Origin of the sequence: Pseudoalteromonas sp. N1230-9 (genome assembly GCF_032716425.1) — a bacterium.
Taxonomy (GTDB): Bacteria; Pseudomonadota; Gammaproteobacteria; order Enterobacterales; family Alteromonadaceae; genus Pseudoalteromonas.
Genome location: NZ_CP090419.1, coordinates 42501 through 57074, shown reverse-complemented (window position 1 = coordinate 57074; position 14574 = coordinate 42501). Strand labels below are relative to the sequence as shown.

The 14574-nt window shown below is 42.4% G+C and carries 17 protein-coding genes and 2 rRNA genes (1 of these 19 cut by a window edge); 8 read left to right on the top strand and 11 right to left on the bottom strand.

The features are described 5' to 3' along the window. Window positions 1-31 precede the first annotated feature (31 nt). The 3 genes from LY624_RS00300 to LY624_RS00290 all read left to right on the top strand — a co-directional run bounded on the left by LY624_RS00300 (window position 32) and on the right by LY624_RS00290 (window position 3065). Complete coding sequence (locus LY624_RS00300) at window positions 32-493, top strand: Lrp/AsnC family transcriptional regulator (protein WP_341803624.1); 462 nt, start codon at window positions 32-34, stop codon at window positions 491-493. Window positions 494-561: 68 nt separating this feature from the next. Continuing rightward, window positions 562-1929, top strand: coding sequence for an alpha/beta hydrolase (locus LY624_RS00295; protein WP_341803623.1), 1368 nt, complete (start codon window positions 562-564; stop codon window positions 1927-1929). Further along, window positions 1926-3065 (top strand): GNAT family N-acetyltransferase, encoded by a 1140-nt coding sequence (locus LY624_RS00290; RefSeq protein WP_341803622.1) that lies wholly within the window; start codon window positions 1926-1928, stop codon window positions 3063-3065. Before LY624_RS00295 ends, LY624_RS00290 begins: the two co-directional genes overlap by 4 nt. On the opposite strand, the gene LY624_RS00285 is transcribed toward LY624_RS00290, so the two are convergent. Continuing rightward, entirely contained in the window at window positions 3042-3632 is a 591-nt protein-coding gene (locus LY624_RS00285) for a DUF938 domain-containing protein (protein ID WP_341803621.1), read from the bottom strand. The two genes, LY624_RS00290 and LY624_RS00285, sit on opposite strands and share 24 nt — an antisense overlap. A 184-nt stretch (window positions 3633-3816) precedes the next feature. Between LY624_RS00285 and LY624_RS00280 the strand changes: the two genes are divergently transcribed. From LY624_RS00280 to LY624_RS00260, 5 genes are all read left to right on the top strand, one after another. Further along, a complete protein-coding gene (locus LY624_RS00280) occupies window positions 3817-4011 on the top strand; it encodes a hypothetical protein (protein ID WP_054554610.1) in 195 nt (64 codons plus the stop codon). A gap of 105 nt (window positions 4012-4116) precedes the next feature. Continuing rightward, on the top strand, window positions 4117-4482 hold the full coding sequence (locus LY624_RS00275) for a hypothetical protein (RefSeq protein WP_237120386.1): 366 nt from the start codon (window positions 4117-4119) through the stop codon (window positions 4480-4482). A gap of 8 nt (window positions 4483-4490) precedes the next feature. Beyond that, the gene (locus LY624_RS00270; protein WP_341803620.1) at window positions 4491-5867 is read left to right on the top strand and encodes a class II fumarate hydratase; all 1377 of its coding nucleotides are present in this window, start codon (window positions 4491-4493) and stop codon (window positions 5865-5867) included. 149 nt (window positions 5868-6016) lie between these two features. After that, the gene (locus LY624_RS00265; protein ID WP_341803619.1) at window positions 6017-6505 is read left to right on the top strand and encodes a hypothetical protein; all 489 of its coding nucleotides are present in this window, start codon (window positions 6017-6019) and stop codon (window positions 6503-6505) included. A gap of 13 nt (window positions 6506-6518) precedes the next feature. Beyond that, window positions 6519-6917: a hypothetical protein gene (locus LY624_RS00260; protein ID WP_341803618.1), complete on the top strand. Its 399-nt coding sequence runs from the start codon at window positions 6519-6521 to the stop codon at window positions 6915-6917. On the opposite strand, the gene LY624_RS00255 is transcribed toward LY624_RS00260, so the two are convergent. From LY624_RS00255 to LY624_RS00210, 10 genes are all read right to left on the bottom strand, one after another. Beyond that, on the bottom strand, window positions 6910-7095 hold the full coding sequence (locus LY624_RS00255; RefSeq protein WP_062569427.1) for a hypothetical protein: 186 nt from the start codon (window positions 7093-7095) through the stop codon (window positions 6910-6912). The genes LY624_RS00260 and LY624_RS00255 overlap by 8 nt on opposite strands. A gap of 65 nt (window positions 7096-7160) precedes the next feature. Next, window positions 7161-7478: a hypothetical protein gene (locus LY624_RS00250; RefSeq protein WP_062569426.1), complete on the bottom strand. Its 318-nt coding sequence runs from the start codon at window positions 7476-7478 to the stop codon at window positions 7161-7163. After that, window positions 7475-8113: a hypothetical protein gene (locus LY624_RS00245; protein WP_341803617.1), complete on the bottom strand. Its 639-nt coding sequence runs from the start codon at window positions 8111-8113 to the stop codon at window positions 7475-7477. Before LY624_RS00245 ends, LY624_RS00250 begins: the two co-directional genes overlap by 4 nt. A gap of 70 nt (window positions 8114-8183) precedes the next feature. Then, window positions 8184-8876 (bottom strand): PspA/IM30 family protein, encoded by a 693-nt coding sequence (locus LY624_RS00240; RefSeq protein ID WP_062569424.1) that lies wholly within the window; start codon window positions 8874-8876, stop codon window positions 8184-8186. 24 nt (window positions 8877-8900) lie between these two features. Then, a complete protein-coding gene (locus LY624_RS00235; protein ID WP_062569423.1) occupies window positions 8901-9314 on the bottom strand; it encodes a YjfI family protein in 414 nt (137 codons plus the stop codon). Between the two features lie 79 nt (window positions 9315-9393). Next, on the bottom strand, window positions 9394-11046 hold the full coding sequence (locus tag LY624_RS00230; protein WP_445936728.1) for a polyamine aminopropyltransferase: 1653 nt from the start codon (window positions 11044-11046) through the stop codon (window positions 9394-9396). Window positions 11047-11119: 73 nt separating this feature from the next. Next, entirely contained in the window at window positions 11120-12019 is a 900-nt protein-coding gene (locus LY624_RS00225) for a DUF350 domain-containing protein (RefSeq protein ID WP_135923113.1), read from the bottom strand. Between the two features lie 30 nt (window positions 12020-12049). Further along, complete coding sequence (locus LY624_RS00220) at window positions 12050-12982, bottom strand: CHAD domain-containing protein (RefSeq protein ID WP_130150229.1); 933 nt, start codon at window positions 12980-12982, stop codon at window positions 12050-12052. Window positions 12983-13251: 269 nt separating this feature from the next. Further along, window positions 13252-13366, bottom strand: a 5S ribosomal RNA gene (gene rrf / locus LY624_RS00215). A gap of 127 nt (window positions 13367-13493) precedes the next feature. Then, a 23S ribosomal RNA gene (locus LY624_RS00210) occupies window positions 13494-14574 on the bottom strand; it runs 1802 nt beyond the window's last position.

Genomic DNA, 14574 nt, shown 5'->3' with positions numbered 1-14574 from the left:
ATCTAGATTAGTGAAAATCACTCAAATAAAAATGAAATTAGACAAAAAAGACCAACAATTACTTAATGCGCTACAAGATAATGCGAGAACTTCTGTCTCAGAGCTGGCACACTCGGTTAGCCTGTCAGATACCCCTTGCCTACGCCGCATTAAAAAGCTCGAATCAGCAAATGTGATCATTGGTTACCATGCTGCCATCAATCCTAAAGCGGTTGATTTAAATGTCTCTGTGTACGCCTTTGTTCGCTTAAACCAAAACTCAGTTGCCGCTGCTGAGCAATTTGAACAACAAGTTGAGAAGCTTGAACATGTGCTTGAGTGCTCTGTTATTTCAGGCAGTTATGATTATCTGCTCAAGATTATTGCCGCTGATTTAGAAAGCTATGAAAGCTTTGTGAAACATAAATTAGGCAGTATTAACTGCATCGCTAATATCGAGTCGACGGTGGTATTAAAACAAGCATTTACCAAGCGCCACTTACCGCTCGCTTGACGCAGCTTGCTTGCAAATAAAACATAACTCGATAAGCTAAAAACAGGCTTTAAAAGGACGCTTAAAATATGAAATTCATCACCTTAGTTGCTATCTCTTTGACCATCAGTGGACTATTTAGTAGCCCATTAATGGCACAGCAACAAACCTGCCTTACTCAGCTTAAAGACCAAGCACTGATGATGAAAAGTAAGCGCGAAGGGCTATTTAGAGAACCGCTACCTCGAACACAAAGTACTTTTAGCTTTAATACCGAGCAGGCATTTAGTGACTACTTAACCGCAGCTTATTTACAAATTAGCAGCGAAAACCCACGCGCAAACTTGCCATGCCCTGTTTATACCGACACCTATCAACAACTGGTTGCGCAAGGCTCGCGACCCGAAAATGCCACTATTGCCGACTTAATAAGCCCGTTTGAGCTAAAGCATGGCAATAGCCGTAAGGCGGTACTATTGATTCATGGTTTAACCGATTCACCCTTTACCTACCATGACCTTGCACAGGTCTATTATCAACAAGGTTATACGGTACGCACTATCCTCTTGCCAGGTCACGGTACTGCGCCTGCAGCACTTAGAGACATGGATGCCGATGACTGGCGAACAGCCAGCATCTACGCTATAGAGCGTACATTGAAAGACTTTGATCAAGTCATATTAGGAGGTTACTCAACAGGGGCAGCACTGGTGATTGATTATTTAACGCAAGGCCCTACCAATGAAAAAATTTTAGCAGCGATGCTATTTTCTCCAGCCACAGAACCCCATAATAAAAATGGTTGGCTAGCCAAGTGGATTGACGCTATACCTTTTGTCAACTGGATTGATAAAGATGCTGATCTCGACTTCGCAAAATATGAGTCATTCCCCTTTAGTGCTGCAACAGCAAGTCATCAAGCCATGAGTCGTATCAATATTGATGAACTTGCACCGCGTCAATTACCAAATATCGCGTTATTCACTACCTTTAGTGATATTGATACCACTATTGATAACCAAGTTACTTTTAAACTTCTGGCCGCTTTACATGATCCTAAAAAGCGCATAAAGAATAAATTAGATCGTCTTATTTATTATGGCGACGATAGCAATATCCCAACTAACTTTCCGACTGATTACAAAATTATTCGTGATGATTGCGACAACGATACCTGTAAAAAAATACAAGGAATGTCACACATAGGCATCGTTAATAAGCCTAGTAATCCTTATTACGGTCAGCACGCCTATTATCGTAATTGTGGCAGCTATTTAGATGATGACACCTTGTATAAAGCCTGTAAGTATCAGGAAAATATTGTTTTCGGAGAGCGCACAGAGGCCAATTTAGCAAAACATAAACCCTTTGCACGGCTTACTTTTAACCCGTATTTCGATAAGCTCGCTATGCATATCAACGACTTTATCAACGATATTGAATCGGCTGCGCGATGAGTGAATTTAGCCACCGCTGGTTTAATCAAATAAGCGAGATTGATGCCGCTCTTTGGCAGTCATTTTTTGATGATACACCCTTTACGGATCACGCATTTCTAGCTGCCCTAGAGCAAAGTGGTTGTGTTAGTGAAGAGTCTGGCTGGCAGCCCATGCACTTAGTTATTTACCAGAAAGAACAGGTCATTGCCTTACTAGCCGGGTATCTAAAACATCACTCTTATGGTGAATATGTATTTGACTGGGCTTGGGCTGAAGCCTATCAACAACATGGCCTAGATTACTATCCTAAATGGCTGTGTGGTGTGCCATTTACCCCAATTGCAGGACAAAGAATTGGTACCAACGATACTGACCCCGCTGATGTCTATACCTATATTAATAATGTACTCAAAGCAACAGCAGCGCAGTTAGGCTGGTCAGGGTGGCATATAAACTTTTGCCATCAACAGCAAGCCAATGCGTTAACTAGCGACACCGTAATGCAACGTCTGGGCGTGCAGTTTCAGTGGTTTAACGAAGGCTATCATTGCTTTGATGACTTTTTAGCTTCACTCACCGCAAGAAAGCGTAAATCAATTAAAAAAGAACGTGGTAAAATTAGTGAGCAGCAAATAACCATAGAATGGCTTGAAGGTGCTGACATCTGCAAACAACACATGCAGCAATTTAGTCACTTTTACCGACAAACCTATTTAAAACGCTCTGGCCACAATGGTTACTTGAATACTGCCTTTTTTGAGTTATTACAGCAAAGCATTACCGACAAGCTAGTGTTAATGTTCGCTAAGTATAAAGGCGAGGTGATTGCCGCCACGCTCAGTTTTAAAGATCAGAACTGTTTATATGGTCGTTACTGGGGAACGAACTATGAGCTCGATAGTTTGCACTTTGAGCTTTGCTACTATCAAGGCATTGAGTACTGTATTGCCAACAAACTTAAACAGTTTCACTCTGGCGCGCAAGGTGAGCATAAAATAAGTCGTGGCTTTAAGCCCGTAAATACTTATTCACTGCATCATATTCAGCACGGTGAGTTTGCAGCAGCCATTAGTGACTTTATTATTAGAGAACGCCAGCATATGACGCTCTATAAAGCACAATGCGAAAGCTTACTGCCTTTTAAACAGCAATAATTGGTTATTCGCTGGCATTTGCACATCTTCAACAAAGGATAAGCCAGCTTGCTCTGCAAGTTGGCAAATCGCTTCAAAATCACGAATTGCACTATTGGCATCTTGCTGTTTTAAAAAAGCATCGAATTCTGCATTACTGGCACTGGTATACTTACCTTGGTACTTAAATGGTCCATAAATACATAATTTACCTTTAGGCGCTAAATGCTTTGCTACACCTTGGAAAAAACGCTCTACCAGTGGCCAGCTAATTATGTGCATTGTATTCGCCGTAAAAATAGCATTCACAGTTTCAATCGGCCAAGGATCATTGAGATCGAGTGTTAATGGCGCATGCAAATTCGTTAGTGCAGCTTCTTGATGCCACTGTAAAATCCCAGGGTGATTAACCTCGCGATCACTACAATGCCACTGTAAATGTGCTAAATGCGTTGCAAAATGCACACTATGTTGCCCAGTACCTGAGCCGACCTCTAATACATCCGTCACATCACAAAAGAACGCTTCTAATACGTTTAAAATAGGTAATTTGTTGTTTTCACAGGCTTGAGAGAAGGGTTTATCCATACAAATTATGTGCACCATGTTTGGTAATCAGTGCACAACAGTAAAGCAAAAATAACCCGTAAAGTCGCGGGTAATTTATAGCTTAAAATTATAAATTCAATATTTTCATTGGGTTAAGGACTTTTATAAAGACTGGTACAGCTTATGCTATTTATTCTATGAATTAACCAACTGGAGATACATTATGTATATTTCACCCTACACCGCTGTAGATGCAGCACTTGCCGCCAGTGAGCGAGCAGAAAGCGAAAAAGCCGCCTTAACAAGTTGTGATGACAGAGCAACTGTAATTGATCTTCTTTCTCAATGTAATAAAGAAAATGTACAGGCGCCGAAAAAACATGAAACAGACCAGATTTTTATTCTTGGTTACAATTAAACCAAAACAGTTAGTCACTTCAAGCTTTATAACTCTACATAAAACTTGCACTAAAACCGATTAACTGTAATGATAACAATTATCATTACAGTTAATCGGTTTTCTATGCACACTCACAATGCTATGCTCCATTATCAATGGCAAATGAAATGTGTTTGCCAAAGACCTGGGTTACACGCCCCAGCACTTGTTGCTAACTATGTTGAAGCGGGCTTAAACGTTGCACGCTATTACGAAAAGCACCACAATTTTATTTTACAAGAGCTTTATTTAAGACGTACCTTTCATGAGCTACTTGAAAAAATGTGTGATTCATTAATACATAATGCAATTCGTAAACAATGTTTAGCTCAGCTTTACAAGCCGCAACTTGCACTAAAGCGTTACTACAAAACTCATAACTGTATTGAAAAGTATTTCAGTTTGGAGCGAGAAGCGTGCCTTCTCAGCCAAGAATTTAACCCGATTTAGGAGTGTTTATGAGCCAATTTAGAACCGAATCTGATAGCATGGGTGAGTTACAAGTCCCTGCCAATGCTTTGTATCAAGCTCAAACGCAACGCGCTATCAACAACTTTAAAATTAGTGGCTTAGCCATGCCTAAGCAATTTATCACCGCCCTCGCGTACATTAAGCAAGCCGCTGCACAAAGTAACGCAGCATTAGGCCATTTAAGCCAAGGTAAAGCCAAAGCCATTGAGCAAGCATGCCAAGCGATTATCGACGGTAAACATTTTTCAGAGTTTCCTGTTGATGTATTCCAAACAGGTTCTGGCACAAGCTCAAATATGAATGCTAATGAAGTGATTGCCACACTAGCCAGTGAATTAGCAGGCGAGACTATTCACCCCAACGATGATGTGAATATGGGACAAAGCTCAAATGATGTGATCCCTACGGCTATTGCAGTAAGCAGCGCCATTAACATCATTTATGAACTGTTTCCTAAACTCGATAGGCTCAGTCAAAGCCTACAAAATAAACAAGCCGAAGTGGGCCATATAGTTAAGACCGGCCGTACTCACTTAATGGACGCTATGCCTGTGAGTTTTGCACAAACACTCGCTGCATGGCAGTTACAAGTGGATCATGCAATGGCTGGCATTCGCCAAACACTCGAACGAGTCTGTGAACTTGCGCAAGGTGGTACAGCCGTTGGTACCGGCATTAATGCCGACCCAGCATTTACCAGTGAATTTTGTCAGCATTTAAGTGCGAATGTAGGAATTCGCTTTAGCCCTAGCAAAAACTTTTTTTATAACATAGGGTCACAAGACGCCATTGTTGCACTTTCAGGTCAGCTCAAAGTTTTGGCAGTAGCACAAATGAAAATAGCCAATGACTTACGCTGGATGAACTCAGGTCCACTTGCAGGTCTTGGTGAAATTGAGCTTGAAGCCTTACAGCCTGGTTCTTCAATTATGCCTGGTAAAGTAAACCCTGTGATCCCAGAAGCTGCAGCTATGGTCAGCGCACAAGTAATTGGTAATGATGCCACCATAACCGTAGCTGGCCAAGCGGGTAACTTTGAGCTCAATGTGATGCTACCTGTGATTGCCTTAAATATTCTGCAAAGTATCGAACTGCTTGCCAATAGCAGTGAAGCTCTTGCGGACAAAGCGATTGCTAGCTTTAAAGTAAACCAAAGCAATGTTGATAAAGCTCTCGCGAAAAACCCTATCCTAGTTACCGCGCTCAATCCGGTGATCGGCTATAGCAAAGCAGCAAAAATTGCCAAATTAGCTTACCAAGAAGGCCGTCCAATTATTGATGTTGCTGCAGAGCATACTGATATTTCGCGCGAAGAACTGAGCGAGTTACTTAACCCTGCCAAACTAACCCAAGGTGGTTTGTAATACCTACTTATTGTGGAGTGGTATAAAACTTTCATCTTACTGTAGCTCTGTGAATACAGAGCTACTCACTGAAAGCTAACGTTTTTATTGCCCCACTTTGAGCAATGTGTATGATAGTGAGTACTTATTCAACGATTTTTAGGTATGTTATGCGCTATCCTCTATTGGCTATTTTATTTCCTGTTTTACTCACTGCCTGCTCAGATGCAGTCATTAATGAGCAAGCCGAAACTACAAGCAATCGCAATAAAGTTATTGATCCTCAAAAAACCGTTGAAGTAAAAAAATCAGCTGTTGATGTTAACAAAATTGCGCCAGACCAAGCCACGATTAAGTCTACACATGAACAACTAAATCAACTTATTGATGACCCTAGCTGTGATAACAGCAGCCAATGTAAAGTGCTCCCTATAGGTAGTCGCGCTTGTGGTGGCCCAAGTAACTTTATTGTTTATTCAACTAAAACAGCTAACACAGCTGAGGTTGAAAAACTTGCAAAAGACATCACAGCCCTCGAAAAACAATTCAATGCAGTGAACGACATGATGAGTATTTGTCAGCATTTAACCACGCCCAGTACGCAGTGTTCTAATAACACTTGTGTTAAAATCGATGGCTCTGCGCAAAGTGTGTACTAAGGAATAAGCAATAATGGTTCGTTCAACGTTAAAAAAACTTTTCATCACTACTGGTATATTTGCGGTAATAGCATTAACAGGTTGTGAAACAACAACATCAAGCAATTCTAGTAAGGTTGATTTAAGCGATTTAAATGAACAATTGAACGAGTTAGCGAGCAACAATAGCTGCACAGCAACTTTCCAGTGCAAGGTATTAGAAGTTGGAGAACGCACATGTGGAGGGCCAAGCCGCTACGTTGTTTATTCAACCTTAAACGCAGCGCAAGAACAGGCTGAACAACTTGCCGAGCGAATTACAATGGCAGAAAAAAACACAGAACAGTCCTTAACTGTGAATGATTGCTCGCCTGTACTGCCTGTACAGTCGCTGTGTATTTCACAGCAGTGTCAAGCAATCGAGATTAAGTAAATAATGCAATAAGGCCGGATATTATCACCACACTGATGATGCAAATACCGGCCTTATAAATGTATTTTATGTGCATCGTGTTATGCACCCAGTAAGCATAAATGTAACGTACAAAGTAACTTGCCGCGGTGCCAAATAATGCAAAAATAACTAAATAAGCAAGTAAAATAATATCCACAGTTATGCCACTTCGTTAAAACATCTTTTCTCAGTGTAAGGGCTTAAAGAAGTAAAGGCAAAACCTTAGCTTTTTTTACTGTGTGCAATCAGTAACTCAGCAACTTGTTGTTTCACTGCGCGCTTATCATCAGCAGCAACCCCAAACCGCTCAGCCAATAAGGCAATTTCTTCATCATTTAAGTTAAACGATAAACGCTGTCTGGTTTTTTTCGACTTAACATCGAGTTCCAAAATCTTACGGATCATATCTGAGGGGGTAAGCTCTTGGTCAATGGCTTGCTTCTTAATTGATTTTTGCACTTCAGAGCTTAAATCAAACGCCATTTGCGTTGCTCTAACTGCTTGCTCCTGACGCTGCCACTTGGCTTTTGCATCACTCACTTGGCATCCCCAGGAAATAAATCAACAATATCACTTATTGGTCTGGTTAACGTCAGTGATACTTCTGTTTCACCCCCTTCCCAAACCTCAATATTTAAACCATGTGATTCATCATCAGAGCTTAAACAGATCATTTCGCACGGCTCCCCGCCTTCGTCTTCATAACGAGGTAAAGGCTTATTACGGTAATCTTTGTTGTGGAAATAACACACATAAGGTGCTTCTGTTTGTTTGTAGCTTGATGCTAAAAAGTGACTAAAACGCTCTGGGCTATTTTGCACATTAATTGCCGTTAATTCGTCTTCATCAAAAATACGAGCGAACTCATCAAGGGAAAAAATCTCATCAACATCGTCGCGTTGAATTTTGATCGCAAAGTTTGCCCACTGTTCACCGTCATCAGACTCAATTTGCAAAAACACCACTTGTCCTGACTCGCTTTCAAGTACCAACTCATACTCCGCACTACGTTGATACTGATACGTTTGTACATCAACAACACGTAATGTTTGTCCCTTTAGCCAGCTCGGATAAGCAAATGAATCTATGACGCTTAACATATCACCAACTTGCAATTGGCTAGGCTCGGTGAGTTGACGCTCCGGTGCTTTTTTAGATTTGAAAAAGTTAAACATTGGCTGACTCCTTGTTGAAGCAAAAAAGTAACCCAGTGCATGGGTTACCTTTTGCCTTTCCACTAACTAATTAGCTATTTTGTTTTGCTTTAATACGCGCCAAAATATCTGCGCTTTTCGGATTGGTATCACCAATGCCCGCTTCAGCCATTTTCGCTTTTAAATCATCGCCGTTAGTATCCGCTTCTAATTGCTTAGCCGCACCTAACTGGTCTTGACGGTCTTGTTGACGCTGCTTAATACGCTCTAGAGACTCACGCGCAGATGTCATTGATGAGCTATTAGTATTTAGCGTGCTGTTAACAGCCATTGTAGCCTGTTGCACGCTTTCAGTCGTTTTAACCATTGTTAATTGGCGCTGATTTTCTTTAATCGACTTTTCTGCATCTTTAACTTGTTGCTTTAGTTGCACAATGTGGTTACTAAAACCAGCTAACACTTCTTCATTTTCAGCTTTCTCTGCTTCAAAATCACCGATTTTTTCTGCGATTTCTAATGCAAGTGCTTCATTGCCTTTTTCAAGTGCTTGGCCTGCATACGCTTCGTGCTCTGCAATTGATGCATCTAATGCGCTAATTTTACGCTTTGTTTGCATCTCTTTTGCCATCACTTCAGTCAGGCTTTTCTTAGCACGCTGCAAGGCATTTTGTGCATCAGCAATTTCTTGTTCAAAAATACGGATACCGTTTGCATCAACAATTGCTTGTCCTGCTTCACGAGCGCCACCACGTACAGCTGTAAATAGTTTCTTTAAAATACTCATAATCTTAACTCCAGAAATTGCTAATTAATCGTTTAAATAAATGGTCACGGCTTCAAGTGCATCAATCGCATTGTCTGCCAGTGTTACCAACTCATGGGTAATATCATCAAACGATGAATTAACCGATAGTGCGCCAAAAATAGCGTATTTATCATCAATTTTTGCAAATGCGCTTAATGGAATTGGTACATTTAAACGTAGTAACGTTTCGTTTAACTCATTACGCATATCTGCTTGCACTTCGTTTTCGGCAAACAGGTAGCTAATACACAGTAATTGCTCTTCTGTTTGAGTAACAAAGATAGGTAACTCATCATTCCCATCGACGATAACTTGTAACACATCTTGCTCACCTGGATTGGCAATCAAGAAAGACTCAAAGCTCACACCTTCGGTTTCAAAAGACGCTAATTTGATTGATAGTTCATTTAATTCCATGTCTCACCTTTTTCGTTTTGACATATTATGTCTTGAGTTAAGATTTGCATAGCCGACATATTATGTCAACTGTAAAATATCAATTTTTGTACAATTCGGTTTCAACTTGCCATGCTTGGCGGTAATAATCGTACAAGGTTCCAGAGCCTAATCTATTGACTTCAATCGTATTTATTTGTTCAAAAAAATGATTCGGAAATACAAAAGAAGCTAATAAATATTCTTTGCTTACCCAACGAGATGGCACGGGTAATTCATTAGTTTCACGAATTCGTTGACTTGCTGATTTACCAGCAGTTGTCGCGATTGTCCAACCCCACTGACCAAATGAAGGAATATTTTGTTGATATTGCTCAACATAACCAAAGCCCGCAGCTTTCATTGTTTTAGCGATACTCAAAAAGGCTTTCTTCGCATGGTAAGGCGATGTTGATTGCACGGCCACAGCCCCGTCAGGTGCGAGCAACTGACGCACATGATTATAAAAATAGTCACTGTACATCTTGTTGAGATCAGGGTGATTAGGGTCTGGTAAGTCAATTAAAATAGTGTCAAAACGCTCGCCCTTTGCCAGCATAGCTTCAACTTCTAAAAAGGCATCAGCAGTACGTATTTCAGCGCGAGGATCACTCATAGAGTGATTATTAAGGGTTGCTAAACGTGTTCTGATCTTTTCTGGTGCATCATAGTCGCCCACATCATTACCAAATAAGTTTAACAGTTGACCATCTAGGTCAACCAAGGTGACATGCTTTACTGGCCACTTCAAAACATCACGCAATGCAAGCCCGTCACCACCACCGATGATCAGTACGCGGTCGTGACGATTTGAGGCGAGCATTGCAGGATAGACAAGCATTGAATGATAAATTTGCTCATCCACACTTGAGAACTGTAAACGACCATTGAGATAAAGATCGGTAATTGCATTCGGCTGATTGCGACTCAAACGCTCAGTTAACACCAAGTGCTGATACTTAGTTGCTTGCGAGTAGATGACTTTGTCTTTGTATAAAACATTACTGAGGTTTTTCATCCAGTTAGTGCCAAGCACGAGCACAAACGCAAAAAACACCAACAACAGTACATGGCAAACTAACAGTAACTTAGCGAAGCGAACGTGTTGATGATAGCGCCATAAAAATACCAGACCGGCAATAATATTAAATAACGCTGTCCACGCTGCTGCCTGCATAATTGGCATCGCCAGCATAATGCTCACCCAAATCGCAGCACCTATACCGGCACCGATATAATCTGCGCCGTAAATGGTGCCCGCATTGTTCTCTAAGAAGCGCCCATAAACTTGCTGGCGAATACGCGCAATTAGCGGGATCTCCATACCAATTAATAGCCCAAGTAATAAACCAAACACATAAGGTAAAAAACGAGACCATTCTTGCAGCCTTTCAAACACGTAACCATTGAGTACTGTGTCGGCTGGTAGGTTAAAAATCTCAGAGAAGATATGTGGTAATGAATAACTAACGGCGATAACACTGGCAATCGCTAAAATACAGCCCATGCCGACCAAAGCAATAAGACTCTCTAACCAAGCAAAAGCAGTAAATGCATCTTTAAACCAGCGTGCTAAAAATGCACCTATCCCCATAGCCACAATCATGGTGCCGATCATCGCATAAATAGCACTCTCAACCGAGCCTAAGACACGACCTGCGTAATGAGAGAGAAGGTATTCATAAATAAGGCCGCACCCAGCGAGTACGGCCATAACAGTTATTAATAGGAAATCATGCCCAAGTAGATTGGCTCTACTTGGGGCTGTAGTTGTAGTAGACACTTAACTAGGCACCTAATAAGGTTGCCATGGTCGAACCTATCGCAAATGAAACCGCTGCAGAGATAGCAGCTACACCCACGTTCTTTTGGCGATTTACTTCATCTGAAATATCACAACCAGATAAGATGATTTTAATAGTCACTAAATGCAGTAAAATGAAGGCAACTAAGCTCACTGCTGCACTCAATGCCCAGTAACCTAAACTAGCTACAATGTTGTCAGCGGCATAAGGAGCAATACCTGATGCAGCAGTTAATGCCAATGCACTACCCACTAAAAAGCCAGCGTAACGAATACCCACCGCTAAGTTGCCATCAATAACCGCTTGTTGTAGGCAATCACCACTGCGGTTAGTACGTTTAAATAACTGTACTCGATATTGGCTGATCAGTAGCATCGCGATGCTACCAATCGCAAAGGCTGCGATCACAATTGGAATACCATGCCAGCCTTCGGTCGCCACCCAAAATAAAGCTGAGCGAATAACGATAGCCACACTCACTACATGGCCAAAATCAATGAGTGCAGCAGTCGCATTACCTTTTACAATTTCGTCGTGCAGGCTCACTTTACGTAGCGCTACTTTGTCTTGGAAGAAATGACCTAGCTTAATAAGTACAATCGCCATCACACCATAACCAAGCATTTGTAATGCTTCTTGTTGCAAGGTCGGTGCAAATGAGCCACTGCTCACGCCACTTAGAACAATAGCCAGTGCCACTAGTCCTGCCGCAAAGCTAATACCAAATGCAAAGTTATCACGTTCAGTAATTTCATCATTGGCGTGTAAGTTAGATACCCAGCCTTTAATAAATTTTAAGCTTACAAATAAAGCGATAATGATTGCAAAGTCGATTGCTAAAGCTTGCAACGACCAAGTTGTTATTCCATTAAATTCATACATATGTTGTAACTCCGGTGGTTATTCTTTTCACTACTTACCGCGGCTAATGCCACGTGATGTTCTGCTCGAGCTGTTACGTAATGACCCAGAGCTTTTACTGTAACTACTGCTAGAAGCATAGCTACTACGTGTGCGTGGCGGCGTATAGCTGCTACGGCTTAATCCAGATGCGCCACTGCGCTTAGTGGCATACGGACTAGTGAATTGTTTACCTTGGCGTTGATAAGACTGACGAGTGCGCGTCTCTACCGTTTGCTGTGCTTTAATCTGTTTTGGGCTTGAATAACGATAACGGCCATAGTCATTGTAATAGCTGTACTTTCTATGACGGCTCCAACGACCATATTCAACTCGGTCGAATACATCGCCCAACATACGATACATCCCGTACCAAACCCAAAAGCTGGTGCCGCTGCTATTCGTTTGCCACTGCCCATAGTTAGGGTTACCAACTAACTGGTTACCGACACTTTCGCCTTCAGCTGCTCCACTAATTGCGCCAACACGTGCAAGCGTGCCATTCGACATATCTGCAAGCATATTGATGGGATCTGTGAGTGCATCTTGAAATAATGACGGTTTTGCAGCATCACGTATTAAATCAAGTTGATGAAGCGTATCTTCATAGGGTGGAATTAAGTAAGTTGATTTAGCGTCAGCTAAACGCTGAGTAAGGCCAGAATAGATAGCACCTTCACGAGTCGCATCAAGGCTAATAACACGGGCGATCTCAGAAAGTTGCGGTTGCTGCTCAGCTAAAACCTTTCCGTATTGTTTTAGTATCGTCGCATTGCGAAGTGAGCCATTATCAAGCGCTGTACCTAGCTGGTTCAACTCGACTTCAGCTTTTTCTATAGATTGTTGAATTGTTTGTTTTAGCTGCTCTTCTTTAGACTGACAGCCCATAAGCAAGCTTATCAAACAAAACAGGCTTATAAGTTTCCAAGCTTTAATTTGAGACATTCATGTCACCTGATTGAGGTTTAAAAATCCCAAATAGTTTTACATAGCTCAGGTACTAAACCAAGATTAAAATTGCAACAAAGAGTAAATATAGTGGAAGGTTGTGGAGTGAGTGAAAATCAAATATACAATCACGCCTACGCTTTGGCATTTTGATAGTGAGTAGCAGCGGGTTTATCCCGCATCATGGGCTGTCTGTTCGCGGATGGAGCGCGACGACAAACACAAAAAACCCGCTGCATTGCTGCAACGGGTTTCTTTAATTAGGAGCCTGGCGATGTCCTACTTTCACATGGCAAATGCCACACTATCATCGGCGCTGTTTCGTTTCACTACTGAGTTCGGCATGGGGTCAGGTGGGTCCAAAACGCTATTGTCACCAAGCGTATTCTGTTGTAAGCGCGATATAAAATCGCGACTACTAAATTCGGAATGCTGATTTTAAGTAAATGTCTACTTTAGTTTCTTAACTTCTGTCTGTTACGCTGCCACAAAACGCGTTTGGCGTTGTATGGTTAAGCCTCACGGGTAATTAGTACAGGTTAGCTTAATGGCTCACACCACTTCCACATCCTGCCTATCAACGTTGTAGTCTTCAACGGCCCTTCAGAGACTTTAAAAGTCTAGTGAGAACTCATCTCGAGGCCTGCTTCGCGCTTAGATGCTTTCAGCGCTTATCAGTTCCGAACGTAGCTACCGGGCAGTGCCATTGGCATGACAACCCGAACACCAGCGGTTCGTTCACTCCGGTCCTCTCGTACTAGGAGCAACCCCTCTCAATTCTCAAACGCCCACGGCAGATAGGGACCGAACTGTCTCACGACGTTCTAAACCCAGCTCGCGTACCACTTTAAATGGCGAACAGCCATACCCTTGGGACCGACTTCAGCCCCAGGATGTGATGAGCCGACATCGAGGTGCCAAACACCGCCGTCGATATGAACTCTTGGGCGGTATCAGCCTGTTATCCCCGGAGTACCTTTTATCCGTTGAGCGATGGCCCTTCCATTCAGAACCACCGGATCACTATGACCTACTTTCGTACCTGCTCGACGTGTCTGTCTCGCAGTTAAGCTGGCTTCTACCATTACACTAACCGTACGATGTCCGACCGTACTTAGCCAACCTTCGTGCTCCTCCGTTACTCTTTGGGAGGAGACCGCCCCAGTCAAACTACCCACCAGGCACTGTCCGTAATCCCGATCAGGGACCAACGTTAGAACATCAACACTACAAGGGTGGTATTTCAAGGACGGCTCCACAAAGACTAGCGTCTCTGCTTCAAAGCCTCCCACCTATCCTACACATGTAGGGTCAATGTTCAGTGCCAAGCTGTAGTAAAGGTTCACGGGGTCTTTCCGTCTAGCCGCGGGTACACAGCATCTTCACTGCGATTTCAATTTCACTGAGTCTCGGGTGGAGACAGCGTGGCCATGGTTACACCATTCGTGCAGGTCGGAACTTACCCGACAAGGAATTTCGCTACCTTAGGACCGTTATAGTTACGGCCGCCGTTTACCGGGGCTTCGATCAAGAGCTTCGTCCGAAAACTAACCCCATCAATTAACCTTCCGGCACCGGGCAGGTGTCAC

Coding starts and splice junctions, on each gene's coding strand:
- LY624_RS00295 (WP_341803623.1), top strand. CDS start 562: ATGAAATTCATCACCTTAGTTGCTATCTCTTTGACCATCAGTGGACTA.
- LY624_RS00270 (WP_341803620.1), top strand. CDS start 4,491: ATGAGCCAATTTAGAACCGAATCTGATAGCATGGGTGAGTTACAAGTC.
- LY624_RS00290 (WP_341803622.1), top strand. CDS start 1,926: ATGAGTGAATTTAGCCACCGCTGGTTTAATCAAATAAGCGAGATTGAT.
- LY624_RS00240 (WP_062569424.1), bottom strand. CDS start 8,876: ATGAGTATTTTAAAGAAACTATTTACAGCTGTACGTGGTGGCGCTCGT.
- LY624_RS00285 (WP_341803621.1), bottom strand. CDS start 3,632: ATGGATAAACCCTTCTCTCAAGCCTGTGAAAACAACAAATTACCTATT.
- LY624_RS00275 (WP_237120386.1), top strand. CDS start 4,117: ATGCACACTCACAATGCTATGCTCCATTATCAATGGCAAATGAAATGT.
- LY624_RS00220 (WP_130150229.1), bottom strand. CDS start 12,982: ATGTCTCAAATTAAAGCTTGGAAACTTATAAGCCTGTTTTGTTTGATA.
- LY624_RS00280 (WP_054554610.1), top strand. CDS start 3,817: ATGTATATTTCACCCTACACCGCTGTAGATGCAGCACTTGCCGCCAGT.
- LY624_RS00245 (WP_341803617.1), bottom strand. CDS start 8,113: ATGTTTAACTTTTTCAAATCTAAAAAAGCACCGGAGCGTCAACTCACC.
- LY624_RS00225 (WP_135923113.1), bottom strand. CDS start 12,019: ATGTATGAATTTAATGGAATAACAACTTGGTCGTTGCAAGCTTTAGCA.
- LY624_RS00235 (WP_062569423.1), bottom strand. CDS start 9,314: ATGGAATTAAATGAACTATCAATCAAATTAGCGTCTTTTGAAACCGAA.
- LY624_RS00260 (WP_341803618.1), top strand. CDS start 6,519: ATGGTTCGTTCAACGTTAAAAAAACTTTTCATCACTACTGGTATATTT.
- LY624_RS00300 (WP_341803624.1), top strand. CDS start 32: ATGAAATTAGACAAAAAAGACCAACAATTACTTAATGCGCTACAAGAT.
- LY624_RS00265 (WP_341803619.1), top strand. CDS start 6,017: ATGCGCTATCCTCTATTGGCTATTTTATTTCCTGTTTTACTCACTGCC.
- LY624_RS00230 (WP_445936728.1), bottom strand. CDS start 11,046: ATGGCCGTACTCGCTGGGTGCGGCCTTATTTATGAATACCTTCTCTCT.